The organism is Mesorhizobium argentiipisi (SeqCode), from assembly GCF_037179585.1.
Classification (GTDB): Bacteria; Pseudomonadota; Alphaproteobacteria; order Rhizobiales; family Rhizobiaceae; genus Mesorhizobium; species Mesorhizobium argentiipisi.
Genome location: NZ_JAPYKO010000001.1, coordinates 534,690 through 556,418, shown reverse-complemented (window position 1 = coordinate 556,418; position 21,729 = coordinate 534,690). Strand labels below are relative to the sequence as shown.

Here is a 21,729-nt window from a genome sequence, read left to right as displayed (position 1 = left end):
AGGTTGCACGCTGCATCAAGTATGCAATCGCCAGCTCACGGCATCAACTGGCCGCCATTCACCTCGATCACCTGGCCGATGATGTAACCGCTCAACAGATCGGACGACAGGAACAGATAGGCGCCGACGCAATCCTCGGGCGTTCCGGCACGCCCTTGCGGAATGGTGGCGACCATCGCCTTGATCTGCTCGGCGCTCGAATAGCGTTCGTGGAACGGCGTCAGGATGGTGCCCGGCGCCACGGCGTTGACGCGGATGCCGAAGCCGATCAGTTCCTTGGCCATGCCGCGCGTCACGTTGGAAACGAAGGCCTTGGACGACCCGTAGAGGCCGGCGCCGCCGCCGGCGCCGTTGCGGGCGGCGATCGAGGTGGTGTTGATGATGAAGCCGCCCTGGCGCTTCAGCCATGGTATCGCCTTGCGCGAAGCGGTGAGCACCGAGCGCGCATTGAGGTCCATCACCGCGTCGTAATGCGCTTCATCCTGATCGGCATAGGCGACGCGGCCAAGCATGCCGCCGGCATTGTTGACCAGGCCGTCGAGCCGGCCGAAATGGTTTGCGCTCTCCTCGACGACGCGTTCGACGTCGGCAGGTCTCGAAAAGTCACCCTGGACCAGAAACACCTCGCCGCCATCGTCGCGGATGGATCCGGCCAGGTTCTCAGCGGCCTCGCGGCTCGCATTGTAGTGCAGCGCGACACGGCACTTCTGCGCCGCGTAGGCACGAACAAGTGCTGCGCCTATGCCGGTCGAAGCGCCGGTGACCAGCACCGCCTTTCCGGCAAGATCGGGGATGGCAAGTGTCGTCATGTCGGCTGGCCTCCGGGTTGCCATCCTTCGTAGGCCATCGCCGGCCTGGCCTGCAAGTCCGCGCGCATTCAGGGCCTGAGATAGACATAGCCCTGGTGCTGCAGTTCGGCGAGCTTCACGACGCCGCCTTTCTCGGCAAGCTCGAAGCCCGCCAGCAGGTCGGTCAGTGTGATATCCATGCCGTGCAGGGTGTTGCCGCAGGCTTGCGGGACGAGTCCCTGCTGAACAAGGCCGGCAAAGCGGCTGGAAACCGCACCGGAAGCGCCCTTCGACTTGAAGGCAGCCAGAGCCGGACCGTGCACCACAAGCACGATATCGACATTGCCGCCGGTGCCTTCATAGTGGTTCTTGATGTTGCCGAGGACGAAGTTGACCTTGTCGGCGTCGCTGAGGTGATAGGCGACTTTCAGCCTTCCCTCAGGCGTTGCCGCATTTGCACGGCTCAGGCCGAACAGGCCCGCGGCGCCTGCGAGACCGGCACGAAAAATGTCACGGCGCAGCATCCTGTCCTCCCTTGCCTTGCCCGTTCGCACAATTTTGCATGGTCCGGGCGCGCTCCTAGATTACTGCGTTTCACGGAAACGGCGAAACGCCCTATCTCCTTGTTTTTACGCAATTCCGAACGGAAAACTGCTCACACTTTTCCTGGAATTGCTCTAGCATGAAGCCAGTCCTGTGGCGGGAGGAGGATCATATGGCATCGAGGACCGTTGTGGGGAGGGCCATGGCGGGCGCGGTGTTTTGCGCCGCCCTTGTCGCTTTTGCCGGCGCAGCGCGCGCCGAACAACCGCCCAAGTTTCCCGAGCTCAGCCCGACCGGCGCTGACGCCTGCTTCGGCCGCGTTTATGATGCCGCCCATCTGAAGGCGCATCCGCGCCAGAAGGTGGCGCGCATCTTCTTCTACTACGGGCACGATCCGGTCAGCCGGCCGAACGAGGAGCCGAGCACGATGTCGGACGCCGCTTATAACGGCTTTCTCACCACCACGGTGCGCGGCGCCAAGAAGCCGGAGTGGGCGGCTGGCTGGTGCCGCAAGGAGGACCCGGACGACACCGCAAGCGGCATCCGCTGTGGCATGGAATGCGACCGCACGCTCGCCTCGCTGAAAGTCGACGACAAAGGCCGGCTGCTCCTCTCCAACGTACAGCCCGATGTGTATCTCGACGCCGGCGCTGAGGAGGATCTCGGCAAGGCCGAGTACAACAAGCAGGCGCTGGGCAGCGAGGATGACAATTTCAAGCTGGACCCGATGCCGGCCGAGACGTGCAAGGCGGAGTTCGCGCGCATCGACCCGATCGACCCGGCGCTGGGGGACCCGCTGCGCGTGCGGCTGAAGCCCGACCAGCCCTTCTGCTTCGGGCGTGACTACGACGATGCGCATCTGAAATCGCATCCCAACCAGCTGACGCAATCGATCCGCGTTTTCCGCGGACCTGTCGAGCTTGCCTCCTTCGCCGCCGGCGGCGATGCCGCGAACTGGCCGGATGGGGCGGATATCGCCGTTTCGGTGACGACGAGGCAGAAGGGGAAAAAGGTCACGCAGACCTATTCCTGCCAGGGCGAGGCCGACCAGTGGCGCTGTTCGGCGAGCGCGAAGATGAGCGATTTTTCCTGCGACATCTCGCAAAAGGAGATTTTCCTCAAGCGGGGCGCCAACGGCACCATGATGGTCGCGAACCCCAACAATGCGGTGGCAATTGTCGATCTCTGCTCGAAGGCGGCGGATGGCAAGACGAAATCCGACGACAAGGTCTACCGGCTGAACCCCATGCCGCAGTCGGCCTGTGCGCCGTAACCAGCGCTTCGTCATTCTAGGGTCTTCGCGACGGAGCTTCGCTCCTAGTCCGCCCTAGAATGACGAAATTGAGAGGCTCCGGCCAATCTCCAATGTCTGCCATGCTGGCACCTCAGGCGAAAGGCACCGCCGTGGTGCCTTTCGGCAGCTTGGCCTCATCATCCGGCTCGACATGGATGGTGACGCGCACCGAGGGGATCTCGGCTTTCAGCGCATCCTCGATGCGGTCGCAGATGACATGGCTGGCGCCCACGGTCATGTCTGCGTCGACCACCAGATGGAACTCGATGAAGGTGGCGCGGCCGGCAATGCGCGTCTTGAGGTCATGCACTTCGAGCGCGCCCTTCGAATTGGCCGAGATGATGTCGCGGATCTGCATGTGCTCCTGGGTGTCTACGGCGCGGTCCATCAATCCGTTCATCGACGAGCCGATCACATGCCAGCCCTGCCACAAGATGTTGAGCGCGACGATCACTGCCAGCGCCGGGTCGAGGATCTGCCAGCCGGTCAGCACCGCGCCGACAAGTCCGCCGAGCACACCGACGGACGTCACCACATCGGTCATGATGTGCTGGCCATCGGCCACGAGCGCCGGCGACTTCGCGCTGCGGCCGGTGCGGATCAGTGTCCAGGCCCAGATCGCGTTAATGACCGTCGCGACGCCGTTGACGGCAAGGCCCTGCCGGGGCTGCTCGAGCGGGGCTGGATGTCGCCAGGACTGCCAGACCTCGTTGAGGATCAGCAGCGCCGCGACGACGATCAGCACGCCTTCGAGGACGGCGGAAAAATATTCGGCCTTGTGATGGCCGAAGGGATGGTCCTGGTCGGCGGGCTTGTAGCTGACCTGGATCGCCCAGAAAGCGGCGGCCGAAGCAATCACGTTGACGATCGATTCCGCCGCGTCCGAATAGAGCGCGACCGAGCCGGTGATGTACCAGGCGACAAGCTTGAGGGCGAGCACGACACCGGCGACGACGATCGACCAGAACGCAAGGCTGGCGACCCTTTGCCTGGCCGCCGCCTTTGCTTCCGCCGTTGTCATCGTCGTTGCCGCATTCATCCCAACGTGCCGCCTAGGCGGCCTTTTCCTTGGCCTTGCGCGGCAGATGCGCAACGATGTTCTCGATGATGCGCATGCCGGCATTGTGACCGAGCGTCATGATCGATTCGGGATGGAACTGCACCGCCGCGATCGGCTCCTTGCGGTGCTCGAAGGCCATGATGATGCCGTCCTCGGTCTCGGCGGTGACCACGAAGCCGTCGGGCAGGCGAACCGGGTCGGCGAAGATCGAGTGATAGCGGCCGACGGTCACTTCCTTGGGCAGTCCTGAGAAGATGATGCCGGGCTTCGAAACGCGGATGCGCGACGGCTTGCCATGCATGGGGATGTGCAACTGCCTGAGCTCGCCGCCATAAGCTTCAGCCAGCGCCTGCAGGCCAAGGCAGACGCCAAAGATCGGCAGGTCGCGGCTGCGCGCTCGTCTGATGGTGGCGGCGCAGTCGAAATCCTTCGGCGTGCCCGGGCCGGGCGACAGCACGACGAGGTCGGGCCGCAGCCGCTCGAAGACCTCCTCCGGCACCGGCGTGCGCACGGTGGAAACGTTGGCGCCGGTCTGGCGGAAGTAGTTGGCCAGGGTGTGGACGAATGAGTCCTCGTGGTCAACGAGCAGGATGTTGACGCCATCGCCGACGCGCGCGGTGGTGCGCTCGGTCCCGGTGGCGTTGCCGGTCTTGGCGTCGCGGATGGCGGAGAGCATGGCGGATGCCTTCAGTTCGGTTTCGGCTTCTTCTTCCTCGGGAACGCTGTCGAAAAGCAGCGTGGCGCCGGCGCGCACCTCGGCGATGCCGTCCTTGATGCGGATGGTGCGCAAGGTGAGCCCGGTGTTCATGTCGCCGTTGAAGTTGGCCATGCCGATCGCCCCGCCATACCAGGCGCGCGGGCTCTTCTCGTTCTGCTCGATGAAGCGCATGGCCCACAATTTCGGCGCGCCGGTGACGGTGACCGCCCAGGCGTGGGACAGGAAGGCGTCGAAGGCGTCCATGCCTTCGCGCAGCCGGCCCTCGATGTGATCGACGGTGTGGATCAGGCGCGAATACATCTCGATCTGGCGGCGGCCGATCACGCGCACCGAGCCGGGTTCGCAGACGCGCGACTTATCGTTGCGATCGACATCCGAGCACATTGTGAGCTCGGACTCGTCCTTTGTCGAGTTGAGCAGCTTCAGAATCTGCTCGCTGTCGGAGATGGCGTCGTCGCCGCGCTTGATGGTGCCCGAGATCGGGCAGGTTTCGACTCGGCGGCCGTTGACGCGCACGAACATCTCCGGCGAGGCGCCGATCAGATATTCGTTTTCACCGAGATTGATGAAGAAGGAGTAGGGCGAGGGGTTGATCGATTTCAGCTTGCGCGAGATGTCGGAAGGCTGGGTCTCGCAGCGCTCGTAGAACATCTGGCCGGGCACGACCTCGAAGAGGTCGCCGCGCTTGAAGCTCTCCATGGCGCGCCGCACCAGGTTTGCATATTCGCCCGGCTCGTGGTCGCCGCGCGGCGGGACGCGGTCGGCGGTCCTGAACGGCTCGACTTGGGCATCGCGGGCCATGCCTTCGGTCGAAAAGCCTTCGCCGCAATAATCGTAGCGGTCGGTCCAGGCCTTGGTCGAATAGTGGTCGACCACGAGGATCTCGTCGGGCAGGAACAGCACCAGGTCGCGCTGGCTTTCCCTGCGCTCGAGCTTGTACTCGACAGGATCGAACTGGAAGGCGAGGTCGTAGCCGAAGGCGCCGTAGAGGCCGAGATTGGCGTCCTCGGCGGTCTTGAAGAGCGCCGTGATGGCGCGCAGCACCGTGAACACGGACGGAACGCGGCTGCGCTCCTCCTCGGTGAAGACGCGGCCGGGTTTTGCCACATCGAGGCGGATGAGTGTCTTCGAGGTTTCGACGATCGCCACTTCGCTGAGTTCGCCAAGCACCTTGCCGGTCACCGGCAACAACACTTCGCCGCGCTTGTTCATCGCTTCGATGCGCATTGTGCGTCCCCGCGCGGAAATCACCAGCGGCGGATCGATGATGGCCGTATCCCAGCGCGTGTAGCGGCCCGGATATTCGTAGTTGGAGGAGAACACGGCGCCGCGGCGCGAATTGAGGCCGTCGACATAGGCATCGATCGCGCCTTCATAGGGTCTGTCGTGCCGCTCGCGGGTGATCGTCACGCCGCCCGCGGTGACGAAGCGCTCGGCCCCGTTGTCCAGAACTTTAGTCGTCATTGCCGTCTCCATCAGCGTCTTGGGCAACGGACCCGGGAATGGCGTTAAAAAACAAATGGCCGCCCGGACATTCCGCTGCGGCCACCCTCTTTTTCACGCGCACACGCACGAACAGGCCGCTGTCAGCGAGCCCACCACCAAACGGTCTTGTTCGAACGCATGTTCATCCCGACTCCCATAGCGGCGAATGGAGGTCCATGCAACTGGATTTCACGCCGACGCGGAACGCGCGGCCTCAGTCTTCCAGCGTGCCGGAGCGCGCGTCGCTGCTCCTGGCGTCGCCGGCGAGCTTCAAAAGATCCTCGCCGGCGCGGATGATGCGGCGCGAGCGGCGGGTGAGGATGAAGCCCGATTGCGGGGCAAACACTTCCGTGCGGCCGCCGGCCTCGCCGGGCGCATGGACGATCGTCGCCAACCTGTCGCCTTTCTTGACGCGGTCGCCGGGCTTGACGTCGTAAAGGATCGCGCCGGCCCTGGGCGAAGGCATCATGTCGATGTTTTCTAGCGCTACGACCGGTCCGGAAAATTTCTCGAATTTCGGCACGGATGAGTCCTGAACGACGCCGCGCGTTACCAGCAGTCGGTAAAGTCCCGCAGCATCGGCCGCGGCCAGGGCGGCGTCGACATCGAGTATGCCGCGATATTCGACCGTGGTGACGGCGCGGCGATCGAAGCGCGCGACGCTCGCCGGCACGTTCTGGTAGGGCATGATCGAGGCGCCTTCGAAGGTGCCGGTATCGTCCTCGCTCCACAGCAGGACGGCTTCGGCGCCCATGGCGGCGGCGCAATCGGCCATATGCGGCCACAGGCTGGTGTGGATGTAGAGATAGGCGAGACCTTCGTCGTCGCAGTGGAGGTCAAGCACGATGTCGGTACCGAGCGAGAGCTGGACGAGCCGGTTCTTCAACCGGCGATCGGCGCCGCCCAGACTGACATCCGGCAGAAGCCTGGCGTCGGGTGCGGCAAGCAGCGGGAAGGAGCGGTTGAAGTTGGTGCGGGTGCCGAGATTGAAGCGGCCCTGATGCTCGCCGAAGTGATATTGCGCGCGGCCGATCGGGTTGGCCCAAGCCACGATGGTGATCGAACCCTTGATGCGGCCCTCGGCCTCCGCCTTGGCCAGCATCGGCATCAGCGCATCGATGGCGACGACGCCCGGCAGCTCGCCGGCATGCAGCGCCGCCTGCAGATAGGCGGAAGGAGCTGCCTTGTCCTTGCCCTCGAAACGCAAGACCGGAAATCGTAGACGACGCCTTCGCTGTCACCGGCGATGCGTTCGATCGTCTTCTGCATGGGATACTCCGCGTGAAGAGGTTTCACCCATGCATTTTTGCGATCGGGCTGTCGAGTGGTCCAGCCGCGCCGGGCTGTCGGGGCAGCGTGGCTACGGCGAAGACGCCGAGCCTTGCTACGGGGAAGTTGCCGAGCCTAACCGCTATGCCCTTTTCCTGGAATTGCTCTACTCCAGCGGCTTCAACTCCTGGGCGATGGTCGGCAGCAGCTCCGAGACGGTCGGATGGATGTGCATGGCGCGCGCCAGCGTCGAGATCGGCGCCTTCGCGTACATGAGGTCGAGCACGCAGTGGATCGCCTCGTCGCCGCCTGGCCCAAGCACGGAGCAGCCGAGGATTTCGCCGGTGTCTGCATCGGCCAGGATTTTCATGAAGCCCTGGGTTTCGCCCTTCTCGACCGCGCGGCCGACACGCGTCATCGGCCGCTGTCCGATCAGCGCGCGGCGGCCGGATTTCTTCACCGCGGCTTCCGTCATGCCGCAGCGCCCGAGCGGCGGGTCGATATAGAGCGCATAGGCCTCGACGCGGTCGCTGACCTTGCGCGCATCATTGTCGAGCAGGTTGGCGGCGACGATCTCGAAGTCGTTGTAGGAGGTGTGGGTGAAGGCGCCCTTGCCGTTGCAGTCGCCCATCGCCCAGATGCCCGGCACATTCGTGCGCAACTGGTCGTCGACGACGATATAGCCGCGCTGGTCGACCGCGACGCCGGCCTTGTCGAGGCCGAGATCGTCGGTGTTGGGCGTGCGCCCCAGCGCCAGCAGCACATGCGAGCCGACCGCCGCCGGCTTGCCGGCGGAGAAGGTGACGGCGATCCCATTGCCTTGCCTGGCAAAGGCGATGTCGTCCGCGCCGACATGGACGGCGATGCCCTCGTTTTCGAGTATCGATTGGATGGCGGCGGAGGTGTCTTCATCCTCGCGGCCGGTCAGCCGCGGCGCCTTCTCGATCACCGTGACTTCTGAGCCGAAGCGGCGGAACATCTGCGCGAATTCGAGCGAGATATAGCTGCCGCCGACGACGATCAGATGACTGGGCAGCACATCGAGATCCATCATCGAGGAATTGGTGAGATAGGGGACGTCGTTGATGCCGGGCAGATTGGGCACCGAGGCGCGGCCGCCGGTATTGAGGAAGATCTTTGGCGCGGTGAGCAGCTCGTCGCCGACGCGCACCGTGTCGGCGGATTCGAAACGCGCATGGTCGCGATAAAGCGTGCAGCCCTTCATGCCGGCGATCCATTTTTCGAGATTGCCGCGGGCGTCGTTGGTGACCTTGTCCTTGCGCGCCTTGATGCGTTTGTAGTCCACGCCGACTGGGCCCGACAGCGCGACGCCATAGTCGGCGGCGCGGCGGGCGAGATGCGCGGCATAGGCGCTCGCCACCATCGCCTTGGTCGGCATGCAGCCGGTGTTGACGCAGGTGCCGCCGATGAACTTGCGCTCGATCAGCGCAACCTTCATGCCGGCGGCCTCGAGCCGGCCGACCAGCGGCGGGCCGGCCTGGCCGGCGCCGATGACGATGGCGTCGAAGCTCTTTGCGCTCATGCGACGGCCGCCACGATGAGCAGCCCGCCGATGATGGCGACTGCATCCTCGATGAAGGCGGCGGGCTGATCCTTGCCGAAGGCGGCGGCGAGCCGGCCGCGGGCCTCGGCGCCGCCCAGCGTGCCGATCACCGCGCCGATCGCGCCGGCGACCAGGCCGCCGATGGTGGCGCCGGCGGTCTCGCCGATCACCGCGCCGCAGAAGGCGCCGACCACGATGCGGGTGCCGAACTGCGGCGGCACCTTGCGGCTCGGCGTCGACGGCAGCTGGTCGGCGACCAGCTCGACGATGGCCAGGATGGTGAAGATGCCGACGGCGATCCAGTGGCCCATGAAGCTTGCCCAGGTGCCTGTGACCGGCAGCCAGCCGAGATAAGAACCCCAGGCGACGGCGGCGGGCGCGGTCATGGCGCGCAGGCCGGCAATGACGCCTATCAGCAGTGCCAGAATGTAAAGCATGATCGATCCCCCTCAAACGAGACCGTTGCATGGTCTCGCAACGGCAGGCTAGCAGAAGTCAGGCGTTTGGCTACGGGGCTTTTGGCAGCAGACGAAATCTGGAGATGCCACCATGACGACAAGCGAACGCATAAAGATGGCGGCGGGCGAATGGTACACCTGCATCGACGATGAACTGGAAGCGTTGCGCGTTGTCGCAGGCGATGCGGTGTTCGAGCACAACAGCCTGCCGCCCCGGCAGCGCGGCAATATCGCTCCCGCCTTACTGGCGCTGCTTGGCGGCGTGGGCGAGGGCGCGCGCATCGAGGCGCCGTTCCATTGCGCCTATGGCTTCAACCTGTTCCTCGGCGAGGGCGTCTTCCTCAATGCCGGTTGCACCATCCTCGATACCGCGCCGGTGCGCATCGGCAAGGGGACGATGCTCGGGCCCAATGTGCAGATCTACTGCGCCGAGCATCATCGCGAAACTGCCGGCCGGCTGGCCGGACTGGAGATCGCCAGGCCGGTGACGATCGGCGACAATGTCTGGATTGGTGGCAGCGCGGTGATCCTCGCCGGCGTCAGCATAGGCGAGGGCGCCATCGTCGGCGCGGGCGCGGTGGTGACCCGCGACGTGCCGGCCAATGCGACCGTCGTCGGCAACCCGGCACGGGCCGTTACAAGAGGCTGAGTCCGCCTGGCGCCTTGGTGCTTCGGGAAAACTCGCGCCGATACTGCCTCGGCGAGGTTCTTAGCCGCGCGGCAAAATGCTGGCGCAGCGAGGTGGCGCTGCCGAAACCGGCTTCGAAGGCCACGATGTCCATCGATTTGTCCGTCTGTTCCAGCAGCCTTTGCGCCAGCGCGACGCGTTGGTCGGCAAGCCAGTCGCCGAAGCTGGTGCCGGTGGTTTTCTGGAAGCGGCGCGTGAAGGTGCGGCGGGTAAGGCCCGCTGCTTCGGCGACACTGTCCAGGCTGTGGGCTTCGCCGAGCGACGCCCGCACGTCATCGAGGGCCTTGGCGAAGCGGTCGGCGTTCGGCGTCGGCGCAAGCGGGCGCTCGATGAACTGCGCCTGCCCGCCCTGCCGGTGCGGCGAGAGCACGACATGGCGGGCAAGTCGAAGGGCGGCCTCCGCGCCGTAGCGAGCGCGCACGATGTGCAGACAGCAGTCGAGCCCGGCGGCGACGCCGGCCGAGGTGATGATGTCGCCGTCGTCGACATAGAGCACGTCGGCGTCGATCGCGATGTCGGGATGAAGCTTCCGCAACCGATCCGTATAGGCCCAGTGGGTCGTCGCTTTGCGCCCGGCCAGCAAGCCGGCGCCGGCAATGGCGAAGGTGCCGAGGCACAAGCCCACGAGCAAAGCACCACGCCGAGGCGCGCGTTGCAGAGCATCCTTGAACGGCGCGGCCAGAGTATCCTCGAGATCCTTCCAGCTCGGGATGATGACGATGTCGGCTTCGTCGAGCGCCGAAAGCCCATGCGGCACGACGATGCTCAGCCCGGCATCGGTATGAATGGGTCCCTCCTCCATCGCGCAGACGCGGAAGTCGAAACGCGGCAGCCCAAGCTTGGTTCGATCGGCGCCGAACACCAGGCACGGCACGGAGAGATGAAACGGGCTGATACCGTCGAAAGCGACAGCGGCGATGATCGGGTTCTTCATGGCAGACATCGTTTCCGTTGAAAGCCGAATGTCCCAATTCTTTCGATCGTTGTCAATCGGGCCACTTCCTCGACCTGAAACATCCGCCTAGCTTTGCGCCATCAACCCGGTCGAAAGGAAAACCGCCATGTCAGCACCAGCCACCCAGCCGCGCCGCGCGCTTGTCGTCGTCGATGTCCAGAACGACTATGACGGCGGTAATCTCGCCATCCAGCATCCGCCCTTCAACGAGACCGTCGCCAATGTTGCGCGCGCCATGGATGCCGCCGCGGCGGCCGGCATCAAGATCGTCGTCGTCAAGCAGATGGCGCCCGAGACCTCGCCGATCTTCGCCAAGGGCAGCCATGGCGGCGAGTTGCATGCCGAGATCGCCAGGCGCGGCCGCGACCACTATGTCGAAAAGACGCTGCCTTCGGCCTTCACCGGCACGGATCTTGAAGACTGGTTACGCGCCAACGCCATCGATACGATCGCGGTCGTCGGCTACATGACCCACAATTGCGATCTGTCGACCATCATCCATGCGGTGCATATGGGCTTTGCCGTCGAGTTCCTTTCGGATGCCAGCGGCTCGGTGCCTTATGCCAACAGCGCCGGCTTTGCATCGGCCGAGGACATACATCGGGTGGTGAGCGTGGTTCTGCAGTCGCGCTTCGCCGCGGTGCTGAAGACCGCCGAATGGGTCGATTGCCTGAAGACCGGAAGACTGCCCGAGCGCGACGCGATCTACGCATCGAACCAGCGGGCCTTGCAGCGGGACGCTGCCTAGCTCCGCTGAACTCGGGAATGAAAAAGGGCGCCGCGGTGAGGCGGCGCCCTTGGTCGTTTCCAGCCTGAAGGATGTTTAGAACAGTCCTTCGATCTGACCCTGCTCGTTCAAGAAGATCTTTTCCGAAGACGGCGCCTTGGGAAGCCCCGGCATGGTCATGACCTCACCGCAGATGATGACGACGAAGCCGGCCCCGGCCGAGAGCCTGACCTCGCGCACCGGCACGGTGTGGCCGGTCGGCGCGCCGCGCAGGTTCGGGTCGGTCGAGAACGAGTACTGGGTCTTGGCCATGCAGACCGGCAGGTTGCCGTAGCCGGCCTGCTCCCAGGCATGCAACTGGTCGCGGATCGACTTGTCGGCGATCGCCTCGTCGCCGCGGTAGATGCGCTTGACGATGGTGTTGACCTTCTCGAACAGCGGCATCTCGTCCGGATAGAGCGGCGAGAACTGCGAGGCGCCGGATTCTGCGATCTCGACCACTTTCTTCGCGAGGTCCTCGATGCCTGCCGAGCCCTGCGCCCAGTGCTTGCACAGGATGGCCTCGGCGCCCTGCGCCTTGACGAAGTCCTTCATCGCCTGGATTTCGGTTTCGGTGTCGGTGGTGAAGTGGTTGATCGCAACGACGGCAGGCACGCCGAACTGCTTCACATTCTCGATATGGCGACCGAGGTTCAGGCAGCCTTTCTTGACCGCCTCGATGTTTTCCTTGCCCAGGTCTTCCTTCTTGACCCCGCCATTCATCTTCATGGCGCGCACGGTGGCGACAATGACCGCCGCCGAAGGCTTCAGCCCCGCCTTGCGACACTTGATGTCGAAGAACTTTTCCGCGCCGAGGTCGGCGCCGAAGCCGGCTTCGGTAACGACATAGTCGGCAAGTTTCAGCGCTGTCGTGGTGGCGACGACCGAGTTGCAGCCATGCGCGATGTTGGCGAACGGGCCGCCATGCACGAAGGCGGGGTTGTTCTCCAGCGTCTGCACCAAATTGGGCTGCATGGCGTCCTTGAGCAGAACCGCCATGGCGCCGTCGGCCTTGAGGTCGCGGGCATAGACCGGCGACTTGTCGCGGCGGTAGGCGACGATGATGTCGCCGAGGCGCTTCTCGAGATCCTTGAGGTCGGTGGCGAGGCACAGTATCGCCATCACTTCCGAGGCGACGGTGATGTCGAAGCCGGCCTCGCGCGGATAGCCGTTGGCGACGCCGCCGAGCGAGCAGATCATCTCGCGCAGCGCCCGGTCGTTCATATCCATGACGCGGCGCCAGGCGACGCGGCGGGTGTCGATGCCGAGCTCGTTGCCCCAGTAGATGTGGTTGTCGATCAGCGCCGACAGCAAATTATGCGCGGTGGTGATGGCATGGAAGTCGCCGGTGAAGTGGAGGTTCATGTCCTCCATCGGCACTACCTGGGCCAGGCCGCCGCCGGCGGCACCGCCCTTGACGCCGAAATTCGGGCCGAGCGAAGCCTCACGGATGCAGACGATCGCCTTCTTGCCGATGCGGTTGAGACCATCGCCAAGGCCGACCGTGGTGGTGGTCTTGCCTTCGCCGGCCGGGGTCGGGTTGATAGCGGTGACCAGGATCAGCTTGCCGTCCTTGTTGCCCTTCACCGACTTGATGAACTCGGCCGAGACCTTCGCCTTGTCGTGGCCATAGGGTAAGAGATGCTCGTTCGGGATGCCGATCTTGGCGCCGATCTCCTGGATCGGTTTCTTCTTGGCGCCGCGCGCGATCTCGATGTCGGACTTCACTTCGGCCATGACGGCTTTCCTCTGGATTGGACGGTGGAGGGTTTGATCATCTGTGCATGTTCGAAACGCCGCGCGGACGCAAGGGCAAGTTCTAACCCTGTCGCAGCCGCGGCGTCAACTTCCATGCAACTAAGTTTCCTGTAAAGAAAAAAATGCTGTTCCCGGTCCGACCCTGTTCGGGTCTTCGGCCCCGGTCGCTTGCGGCGTATAGAAGCCAGACCGAAGGCCGTTCCGCCGTCTCAAAACAGCCGCTGAATACGCGAAAAGCGACAGAGGCGACGGCGCAAATCCACCATCGCCCGCGTCGCCGCGAGACGGCGCTATTGCGTCAGCACGTTGCTGATCTCGACCATGTTGGAGCGCACGCGCAGAATGTAGAAGCCCATCGTCGTCAGATGCGTCGGCAGGAGCCAGCCATCCTCGCGGCCGTTGGCGATGATGAAGGGCTGGATGCGCAGCGCCGAGACGAATTGCGAATCCATCGTGTCCCAAAGGCTCTGCAGGTGCTTTTCCTTGATCACGTCGTCGAAGTCGGCCTGGGCGCCCTTCATCAGGCCGTAATATGCATAGAGCTGACCATAGGCGAACCAGAAGCGGTCGTCGGCGCGGGTATCGAACCAGCCATCGTTGTGGTTCTCCGCGCGCTCCTTGAGGATGGCCGAGGTAGATCCGATGTCCGACGAGATGCGGTCGATATATTGCTTCAGATTGTCGGCACGGGCGTCGAACGTCGCCTGGCAGGTGGCCAGCCGGGCGTTGAAATTTCGCAACTTGCGCACCGCGTCGCGATAATAGCTCGGCGTCGGCGTCTTGGGGCCGAACGGGTTCAGGCCGAAATACCAGGTGTACTCGTCGAACTGCAGATTGCCGCGCGCATCCTGCAGGTCGGCGTCGATCTGCGAGGTCGTGCGCACGCGGCCGAGATTGTCGGCAAGCTCGGTCGCGGTGCGCCGCACCGCCTGGTTGATGCCGCGCTGGAAGGACGCCTTGTTGTCCATCCACGGCGTGTTGTCCCAGTTGATACCGAACAGGCCGAGCTTGTAGAGGATCATCGACGAGACCCAGGCATTCTGATTGACGTTGAAATCCGTCAGATCGGCGGCGACCTGGGCAATCGCCGAGTTGCCGCATGTCTTGGCCGTATCGGTGCCGCTGCCGGCCGAAACCTGCTCGCCCGCCGACACGTTCCGCTTCTCCAAAGTGTAGGTGTCGGGATAGTTCGGGTTGAAATTGTTCCACCACTGCGTGGCGTAGAAGAAATTGGCGTAGAGGCCGATCAATACCAGAATGGCAAGGCCGACCACCGCCTTGAGGATCCAGCCACGCTGGCCGTACCAGCGGCCCACCCACATGAACGGCCACAGGACGAGGCCGATGACGAAGCCGATACCGCGGCCGATCCATTGAAAAATCTGGGTGAAGAAGTTCACGATCGGGTCGAGCATGGCTGTTTCACCCCTCAGTCAGTCAGGCCGTAAAGGCGCGCGCGGAACGCCGCCTTGTCCTTCAAATATGTGGTTTTCAGAACGTCCACAACATGGCTTCGCCAGGCGTCGCTGAAGCCGTCATAATCCTTGTAGAAGCCGGGCTTGTTGAAGACGTAGCGCGAAACGAAGTCCTGCGGCACGAAATCCGAGATCAGCTGGTTGGTCAGCCAGGCATCGGGGTGTTCGGGCTTGGCGCGCATGACCAGGAAGCGCTGGCGCGGGGGCACATCCTCGATCTTGAGGTGGCCGAGCTGGGCGATCTCGCGCTTGGCCGCGTTGAGGAACGGGAAATTGCCGTCGCTGGCGATCAGGTCGGCATGGCCATGAATCCAGGTCTGCAGCCAGACCTTGTCGACATCGGTCAGGTTGCGATTGGGCTCGGCATCACGGATCAGCGCACGCACGACCATTTCGGCGCGGTGTTCGAGATAGCCGGACGTCTCGATCCAGGAGGCGCGCGGTAGGTCGAGGCGGCCGGTGGCGGCAAGGAAGCCGAACACCTTGTCGGCGTCGTTGATCGACAGATAGCTCACCTGCCAGGGCCGCGAGCGGCGGAAGCCGGGAGCGGCCGGGTCGCTGATCACCGTCGTCATATCGGGGTCGACGAAGACATAGAGGCCGCCGAAATGGCTGGTCCAGTAAGCGTTGTGGCGGAAGATCACCTGGTCCGGCACCAGCGCGTTCTCGCGGATGTCACCGCAGACCTTGGCAAGATCGACCATGCGCTGGAGCATGGCATTGTCGCGCCAGGCATCGGGCTCCTGCTTCAGCCGGTCGACCAGCTTGCCGAGTTCGGCCGCCTTGCCCAGCACGTCTTCGGCCGATAGCACCTTGAACTCCACCTGGTTGATCGACAGCAGGTCCTCGATGTCGTTGACCTTGGGAACCGAGTCCTCGATCTCGCCGTAGATGACGTCCTTGATGGTCAGCGCGTCGATGGCGCGCCGGTTCTTCGACATGAACTCGAACATCAGCTGCGAGGTGTTGGAGAAGGCGGTGTGCACCACCGGCAGGTCGATCTGCGACGGCGTCAGGATGATGAAGCGGCGGTTGACCTCGTTGGGATCGAGATAATCATAGTCGCCGCACTCCTCGGCGATTTCGGGCGAGAAGCCGGTGCGGTCGATCTGGAAGCTCTTGAGCTTGGTCGGCTCGAGGCCGAAAGCGGCAAGCGCGTTGTTGTAGCGCTGGATGAGATGCGGCTCGTCCACGGTCAGCAAGCGGCCATAGATCAAGTCGTTGTCGCGCAGGAGGTCGGGCTTTTTTGTGGAGCGGGTCATTGGCTAAGGCCCGAGGGATATGGCCTTGAAGAGCGAAGCGGCGACGTTGACGCCCCCCTCTCCCCGTCCTTCACGGGGAGAGGGTAAGGGTGAGGGGCGGCGCCAGCGCTCAAAGGTTTGTCTCCCCATAGCTACCTGCAGCAATAAACCGAAGCTCGTGCGTTTCGATCAGACGATCGAGACGGCATTCGATTGCAGCAAGTATGGTTTCGAGTACCTCATCCCGCTCTTTCAATACAGCGACATTCCAGAAGCGGAGGACGGACCAATTGTTTGAGACCATGAAGCGATCCCTAGTCTGGTCGTAGCTATTGCCTGCATGCTGGCTGCCGTCGACCTCGATAACGAGCCGGCACTCCCCTGCAAGCAAAATCAGCGAAATAATTGCCTATCGGAAACTGCCGCACAAATTTATGGCCGTTCAATCGTCTGTCGCGTAGTTCCATCCAAAGCGCTGTTTCCGCGTCGTTATCCGACTGTCGGAGGCGTCTTGCCCGTTTCGTCGTCGCGACTTCTGGTCCACGCACGGCGCTGCCCCTCACCCTTACCCTCTCCCCGTGAAGGACGGGGAGAGGGGGGCGCCGACGTTGGCACCACACCCTGCCGAACTTGCGGGCTGCGAAGGAGGCCTACGCATTCCACAAACCCTTCTTCTTCAACTCCTCCATCTCGCGCGCCGCGCGCTCGCGCAGCCTTGCGTCGCGCAGGAGCTTTTCTACTGCTGCATCATCCGACTTGTCGGAATAGCGGAATTCGGAATCGGCGTAGCGGTTGATCTCCTGCATGACCATGTCCATCGAGAATGGCCCGCGCAGTTCCTCGATCATCACCTTCTTGTCGTCGTAGCTCTTGTGCATGAAGGCTTCCGGCTTCTCGAACCAGTCATCCGGAAGCTCGATGTCCATGGCGCGCATCTTGATGGCGTCGGTGACGTTCTTGATGGCGCGGCCGGTGAAGCGCGGCTCGGCGTCCTTGATCATGTGCAGATAGGTGCCGACATCGGCCATGGTCTTCGGCGCGCCATTCTCCTTCATGTAGCGCTCATAGACCTTCATCAGCCCGTCTTCCTGCGGCTTCTCGTGCTCTTCATAGGCCTCGGCCACGGCGCGCTGGATCTCCTGCGCGGCACAGAGCTCGTGCTCGCCGAGCGGGATCTTGTGGTTCTTGCCGGCCAGCAGCACGAAGATGTCGATATAGTCGTCGCGCGTCTGCGGGCCGTCGACCAGCCAGCGCGCGCCGGCGCGCTGGCGCAGCGCGTCGTCGACATTTTCCGGATAGTTGGAGAACATGCCGAAGGAGCAGTTGCCGCGCACCACCGTCGAGGCGCCGGCGAAAGCGTCCATCAAGACGCCGGTGATTTCCTGCTGGCCGGCCGAAGCGCGGTCGTCGGAGCGGCGAGCGGCCACCTGGTCGATGTCGTCGATGGTGCCGAAGCCGATGACGCGCGGATTGAGCACGTTGTTGATGAACTGGCGGCAGTTCTGGCCGGACTTGCCCTGATAGGACGAGATCTGGTCGACGCCGAAATTCTCATAGGCGAACGGATAGCCGGCAACCTGGCAGTAGCCATTGACGAGGCCGGCGATCATCTGGATCAGCGTCGTCTTGCCGGTGCCCGGCGCTCCGTCGCCGATGAAGGTGAACAGGAAGCCGCCGAGCTCGACGAACGGGTTCAACTCGCGCTCGAAATCATAGGCCATCAGCATCTTGGCCAGCCTGACCGACTGGAATTTGGCGATGTGGTTGCCGACGACCTCTTCCGGTTTCTTGAAGGTCATCACCAGCGGCTTGGAGCGCTTGCCGGGAGCGACGTCGAAACCGTCGAGGGTGAAATCGTCGACATCGATGCGGATATGCGCGTTCTCGAATGGGCCGATGCCGTCGAAGCGGCCTTTTCGCGCCAGAAGCCCGTCGATGGCGAGGCGGGCAAAGGCCCGCGCCCGCGTCGTCAGGTCGGCGTCATCCTTCGAACCGGCGATCGCCTTGTCGAGGCCGGCGACGATCGACTTCACCGCGTCCTGCGGCGTGTCGAACAGGAAGTCGGGCTCGGGGATGTCGTTCGGCGCCTCGCCGTCGCTGTCGATCAGCTGCAACAAATAACAGGCGAAACTAAAGGCGGAGACGTAAGCCGAAGCCGACAGAAGCTTCTTGAAGGTGGCTGCCTCGTCGCCTTCCAGCGGCGCACGCACGTTTTTCGCCTGCAGGCTTTCGAGGTCGGAGCCCTCGGCGAAGACGTCGGATATGGCGAGCGCGATCGCCAGGCCGCGCCGGGCGCGGTAGAGCAGCGTGTGCTGCGGGATCGTCATCAACTGGTCGTCGGGATGGATCGCGGCAACCGTCTTGGTAAGCTCGACCTCGCGCGTGCGCCGCACCGACCCGACCGACACGGTCGAGACGAAGCGACGGTTGGTGCCGGCAAGTGCGGTGCCGGATTCGCGCGAAGGGTCCTCCAGGACGACGATGCGGGTGATGAAGCTCTGCGCGGTCGCGCGGTGCTTCTCGATGGCTGCTTCCGAAATCGTTGTCAGGCCGGTGTCCATGAAGGATGCTCCGCGGTTTAACGGTCAGACGTCGCTGATGACCTGTCCGTTGGACAGGATGTGGACCTTGTAGCCGGAAAAGATCTTCTGCGCTTCGCCGGCGGCATAGAGCGCCTGGTAGGCCTCGTGCGGGATCAGCGCATGGTTCTCGTAGCTCGACACGCCCTGGCGCGCCGCTTCGAGGTCGTCGGTGTTGATGAAGAATTCCTGCGTGGTCTTCTCGCTGGAGAACAGGCCCTTGCGGCCGGGCTTCTCGCTCTTGGAAAAGACCTCCTGGATGGTCCAGGTGAGCAGCCAGGCGTTCTGCGGCTTGCGCACCTTGGCAAGCACCTCGGCCACGGTCGAATTGTTCTCGGTGATGCCGGCCGAATAAAAGGGCCCGAGCACGACGCGCCGCAGCTGCTTGGGGTGCAGCGGCTCGAAATCCTTGTCGAGATTGACGGCGATCGTCGCCGGCGAGAGCGTATAGGCCGAATTCTTCTCGGTGAAATCGTCGAAGCGGTGCGCAAGCTCCGGGTTGAGCAGGCCGTCGACGGGCAGCGGGATATCAACCTTCTCGTTCAACTTGCCGTTCACGTCGACCAACTGGCGCACCATGCTTTCAGAGGAGTCCTCCACCGTCACCATATAGACCAGCGGCAGGTTGGCGCTTCCGTCGAACGTCGCCCAGTGGACGAGATAATAGGGCCGCATGGTCTTCGGGTTGACCGAGACCTTGGCCGTCTGCGCCAGGGTGAAGGGACCGAAAGTCGCCTCGCTCTTGACATCCTCCAGATAGAGCCGCTCGGCCATCGACTTCTGCAGCGCTTCGGGAAACTCCTTGTGGCGCAGGATGAAATCGGCCATCTCCTCGCGCAGCTCGCCGGCCTGCGGGATGTTGGCCAGGCGGGCATCGGCCTGCTGACGGTCGTTTTCCAATTCGAGCAGGTTCTGGAACACCGGATAGCCGCTCTCGGCGCGCGAGATGCGGAAGGTGTCCATGAAGCCGAGCCGGTTGCGCCAGCAGGCAAAGGACTTGTCCAGCCGCGCGATATATTCGGCGACGATCCTGGCGACGATGCCGTGTCGGTAAAGCGGCGAGCGGTCGTCGCGCATGAACACTTCCAGCCCGCTCAGCGCCGCCGTGATGGCGGAGAAATAGCGTGCCGCCGCGTCGTTCTCAGGTGTCATGGGACTGCCGTGGAAATGAAGTCAGCGGCGCCGCCTACGACTGCACGTAGTTTGCCGAATTGTGCTTCTTCATCACATCGTCGAAGCGACGCGCGAAGGCATCGTCGGCAAGCTTCTTGCGGCGCTGGATGTCGGCTGAAGCCACCATGTTCTTCTCATGCATCTCCAGCAGGTCGCCGATGTGCTTTTGCGAGGCGGCGCCGATGCCGGCCATCGTCTCCTCGGCCGTGTTGTCGACCTGGCTGCCCAGCGTGTTGATCTTGTGGGCGACGTCCTGCTGGGCGGCGGTCTTCAGCGAATCTTCCAGCGCCTTGTAGAGGACGATGCGCTGCTCCGTGTCGATGGTCAGCTTGTTGATCAGCGTCGACTGCGCGGCGATCTGGTTGTTGAGTGAATCGACGAAGGTCTGGAACATCGAGGTGTAGCGCTCCAGCGTCTGGCTTTCGGCCAGCAGCTCCTGCTCCTTCGCCTGCTTTTCATTGTATTCGGTCGCCATTTTGGAACGCTCGCCCTCAAGCTCGGTGCGCTCCTTCTGGGTCGTGGAGGACGCGATCTTGTTTTCGATGTCGAGCAGCAGAGGGTTCAATTCCTCGATGCGCTTCTGCACCGCTTCGAGGTTGGACATGGTCGTCTTGCGGCGCTCGATCACCTGCGACAGGCTGGCTTCGGAGGTCTTGTAGCGCTGATCGAGGATCTGCTTCTGCGCCTTCAGGATGCCGACGATGGTATCCGACTTCGCCAAAAGCTCCTGCAGATTGCCGGCCAGCGACATATTGCGGACGCGGTCGGTGCGCATGCGCTGCTTGCGCTGCGCCGAAAAGACGCCGACGAAGTTTTCCCAGCCAGTGTAGTTCTTCATGCTTTCGAATTCGGCGCCGAAGACGTTGGTGGCGTCCTCAAGCCCGATGATCAGGTCGGCGATATTGCCTTCCATGACCTTCTGCTGCTTGAGCACGTCCTCGATACGGGCGTTCTCGATGTCGAAATTGGCGTCACCGATCTTCTTGTCGGCCTGGGCGAGCGTGTCGAGCACCGTGCCGGACTGCTCGATCTTGGTGCGCATGTCCTGCACGACCTGCTTGGTCTTGGCAATTTCGGCATCGAAATTCTGCAATGTCGCCATTGGGGCCTCCCGCTTCGGCATCCGTTTCCGTGTCGTGGCGGCGAATATATGTGGGGCTTCAAGGGATTGAAAGAAGGAAGACAAGGAGGGACGTCAAAACAAAAGAACTGGTTAGGTCTTGAAAGACAAGGCAAGCATGCGCATGGCGCCCAGTAATGCCCGCTGCCGTCGAAAAGCTTCGGCTTATAGGCCTTAAGTTATTGTTTTTACGGACGGCCAAGGCGACGAAACAGCGCCGGCAAATCTCTAGAGCGGTTCACCGTTTCCGGGAAACGGCGAACCGCTCTATCTCTTTGTTTTTGCGCAATTCCGGACGGAAAACCGCTTACACTTTTCCTGGAATTGCTCTTGGGCCGACGGGAATACCAATTTCTTCCAATACGATCAGGGTTTGGGGTCGGCCTTGAGATAGGCAATCACGTTGGCGATGTCGTCATCGCTGGCGAGGCCGGTAAAGGCCATTCTGTTGCCGGGAACCTTCTGCCTCGGCGCCTTGAGATATTCGGTGAGATTGGCTTCGTCCCAGACGACGCCGGCGGCGCCGGCATCCTTCATGGCTTGCGAATAACGGCTCTGAAAACTCTCCGCCGAGCCGGCCTTGCGGCCGACGACGCCCATCAGATGCGGGCCGACCTTGTCGCGATCCGTCGCCGCCTCATGGCAGGCGATGCAGCGGTTGAAGACCTTCCTGCCCAGTGCTGCGTCGCCATCGGCATGCGCGGCAAGGCCGCCGGCGAGCAGGAAAAGAGCGGCGGACGAGATGGCTCGAAACATTGCGGGTTCTCCGGCTGGTTCTGGCTGGGCGAGAAATTA

General features: G+C 63.2%; 18 protein-coding genes and 1 pseudogene. 3 read left to right on the top strand and 16 right to left on the bottom strand.

Annotation, left to right across the window (positions count from 1 at the left end; genetic code table 11):
* Window positions 1-35: 35 nt before the first annotated feature.
* Together O7A05_RS02615 and O7A05_RS02610 are read right to left on the bottom strand one after the other, a co-directional pair.
* On the bottom strand, window positions 36-809 hold the full coding sequence (locus O7A05_RS02615; protein ID WP_337091354.1) for an SDR family NAD(P)-dependent oxidoreductase: 774 nt from the start codon (window positions 807-809) through the stop codon (window positions 36-38).
* A gap of 68 nt (window positions 810-877) precedes the next feature.
* The gene (locus O7A05_RS02610; protein ID WP_140676453.1) at window positions 878-1,312 is read right to left on the bottom strand and encodes a DsrE family protein; all 435 of its coding nucleotides are present in this window, start codon (window positions 1,310-1,312) and stop codon (window positions 878-880) included.
* 191 nt (window positions 1,313-1,503) lie between these two features.
* Between O7A05_RS02610 and O7A05_RS02605 the strand changes: the two genes are divergently transcribed.
* The gene (locus tag O7A05_RS02605; protein ID WP_337091353.1) at window positions 1,504-2,604 is read left to right on the top strand and encodes a hypothetical protein; all 1,101 of its coding nucleotides are present in this window, start codon (window positions 1,504-1,506) and stop codon (window positions 2,602-2,604) included.
* Window positions 2,605-2,716: 112 nt separating this feature from the next.
* Here O7A05_RS02605 and O7A05_RS02600 read toward each other — a convergent pair whose 3' ends face one another.
* The 5 genes from O7A05_RS02600 to O7A05_RS02580 form a co-directional block, all read right to left on the bottom strand.
* The gene (locus O7A05_RS02600; RefSeq protein ID WP_337091352.1) at window positions 2,717-3,646 is read right to left on the bottom strand and encodes a cation diffusion facilitator family transporter; all 930 of its coding nucleotides are present in this window, start codon (window positions 3,644-3,646) and stop codon (window positions 2,717-2,719) included.
* A gap of 31 nt (window positions 3,647-3,677) precedes the next feature.
* A complete protein-coding gene (locus O7A05_RS02595) occupies window positions 3,678-5,867 on the bottom strand; it encodes an anthranilate synthase (protein WP_337091351.1) in 2,190 nt (729 codons plus the stop codon).
* 235 nt (window positions 5,868-6,102) lie between these two features.
* Complete coding sequence (locus O7A05_RS02590) at window positions 6,103-7,095, bottom strand: succinylglutamate desuccinylase/aspartoacylase family protein (RefSeq protein ID WP_415926942.1); 993 nt, start codon at window positions 7,093-7,095, stop codon at window positions 6,103-6,105.
* Window positions 7,096-7,323: 228 nt separating this feature from the next.
* Window positions 7,324-8,700: an FAD-containing oxidoreductase gene (locus tag O7A05_RS02585; protein WP_337091350.1), complete on the bottom strand. Its 1,377-nt coding sequence runs from the start codon at window positions 8,698-8,700 to the stop codon at window positions 7,324-7,326.
* Window positions 8,697-9,158, bottom strand: a complete 462-nt coding sequence (locus tag O7A05_RS02580) for a DUF4126 domain-containing protein (RefSeq protein WP_337091349.1) — start codon at window positions 9,156-9,158, stop codon at window positions 8,697-8,699. The genes O7A05_RS02585 and O7A05_RS02580 overlap by 4 nt, the downstream gene beginning before the upstream one ends.
* Window positions 9,159-9,270: 112 nt before the next feature.
* Between O7A05_RS02580 and O7A05_RS02575 the strand changes: the two genes are divergently transcribed.
* Window positions 9,271-9,828, top strand: a complete 558-nt coding sequence (locus O7A05_RS02575) for a sugar O-acetyltransferase (RefSeq protein WP_337091348.1) — start codon at window positions 9,271-9,273, stop codon at window positions 9,826-9,828.
* Here O7A05_RS02575 and O7A05_RS02570 read toward each other — a convergent pair.
* Window positions 9,815-10,801 (bottom strand): helix-turn-helix domain-containing protein, encoded by a 987-nt coding sequence (locus tag O7A05_RS02570; RefSeq protein ID WP_337091347.1) that lies wholly within the window; start codon window positions 10,799-10,801, stop codon window positions 9,815-9,817. The two genes, O7A05_RS02575 and O7A05_RS02570, sit on opposite strands and share 14 nt — an antisense overlap.
* A gap of 127 nt (window positions 10,802-10,928) precedes the next feature.
* Between O7A05_RS02570 and O7A05_RS02565 the strand changes: the two genes are divergently transcribed.
* A complete protein-coding gene (locus O7A05_RS02565) occupies window positions 10,929-11,570 on the top strand; it encodes a cysteine hydrolase family protein (RefSeq protein ID WP_337091346.1) in 642 nt (213 codons plus the stop codon).
* Window positions 11,571-11,645: 75 nt separating this feature from the next.
* Here the strand turns inward: O7A05_RS02565 and O7A05_RS02560 are convergent, their stop codons facing one another.
* From O7A05_RS02560 to O7A05_RS02525, 8 genes and pseudogenes are all read right to left on the bottom strand, one after another.
* The gene (locus O7A05_RS02560; protein WP_337091345.1) at window positions 11,646-13,325 is read right to left on the bottom strand and encodes a formate--tetrahydrofolate ligase; all 1,680 of its coding nucleotides are present in this window, start codon (window positions 13,323-13,325) and stop codon (window positions 11,646-11,648) included.
* A 311-nt stretch (window positions 13,326-13,636) separates the two neighbouring features.
* Window positions 13,637-14,761: a DUF2333 family protein gene (locus O7A05_RS02555; RefSeq protein WP_337091344.1), complete on the bottom strand. Its 1,125-nt coding sequence runs from the start codon at window positions 14,759-14,761 to the stop codon at window positions 13,637-13,639.
* A 14-nt stretch (window positions 14,762-14,775) separates the two neighbouring features.
* A complete protein-coding gene (locus O7A05_RS02550; RefSeq protein WP_337091343.1) occupies window positions 14,776-16,083 on the bottom strand; it encodes a DUF6638 family protein in 1,308 nt (435 codons plus the stop codon).
* A 109-nt stretch (window positions 16,084-16,192) separates the two neighbouring features.
* Window positions 16,193-16,610 (bottom strand): annotated as a pseudogene (locus O7A05_RS02545) (endonuclease domain-containing protein).
* A gap of 102 nt (window positions 16,611-16,712) precedes the next feature.
* Window positions 16,713-18,623, bottom strand: coding sequence for an AAA family ATPase (locus tag O7A05_RS02540; protein WP_337091342.1), 1,911 nt, complete (start codon window positions 18,621-18,623; stop codon window positions 16,713-16,715).
* 24 nt (window positions 18,624-18,647) lie between these two features.
* Window positions 18,648-19,793 (bottom strand): hypothetical protein, encoded by a 1,146-nt coding sequence (locus O7A05_RS02535; RefSeq protein WP_337091341.1) that lies wholly within the window; start codon window positions 19,791-19,793, stop codon window positions 18,648-18,650.
* Between the two features lie 34 nt (window positions 19,794-19,827).
* Complete coding sequence (locus tag O7A05_RS02530; protein WP_224516759.1) at window positions 19,828-20,916, bottom strand: hypothetical protein; 1,089 nt, start codon at window positions 20,914-20,916, stop codon at window positions 19,828-19,830.
* A gap of 384 nt (window positions 20,917-21,300) precedes the next feature.
* Window positions 21,301-21,690 (bottom strand): c-type cytochrome, encoded by a 390-nt coding sequence (locus tag O7A05_RS02525; RefSeq protein ID WP_337091340.1) that lies wholly within the window; start codon window positions 21,688-21,690, stop codon window positions 21,301-21,303.
* Between the last annotated feature and the right edge of the window lie 39 nt (window positions 21,691-21,729).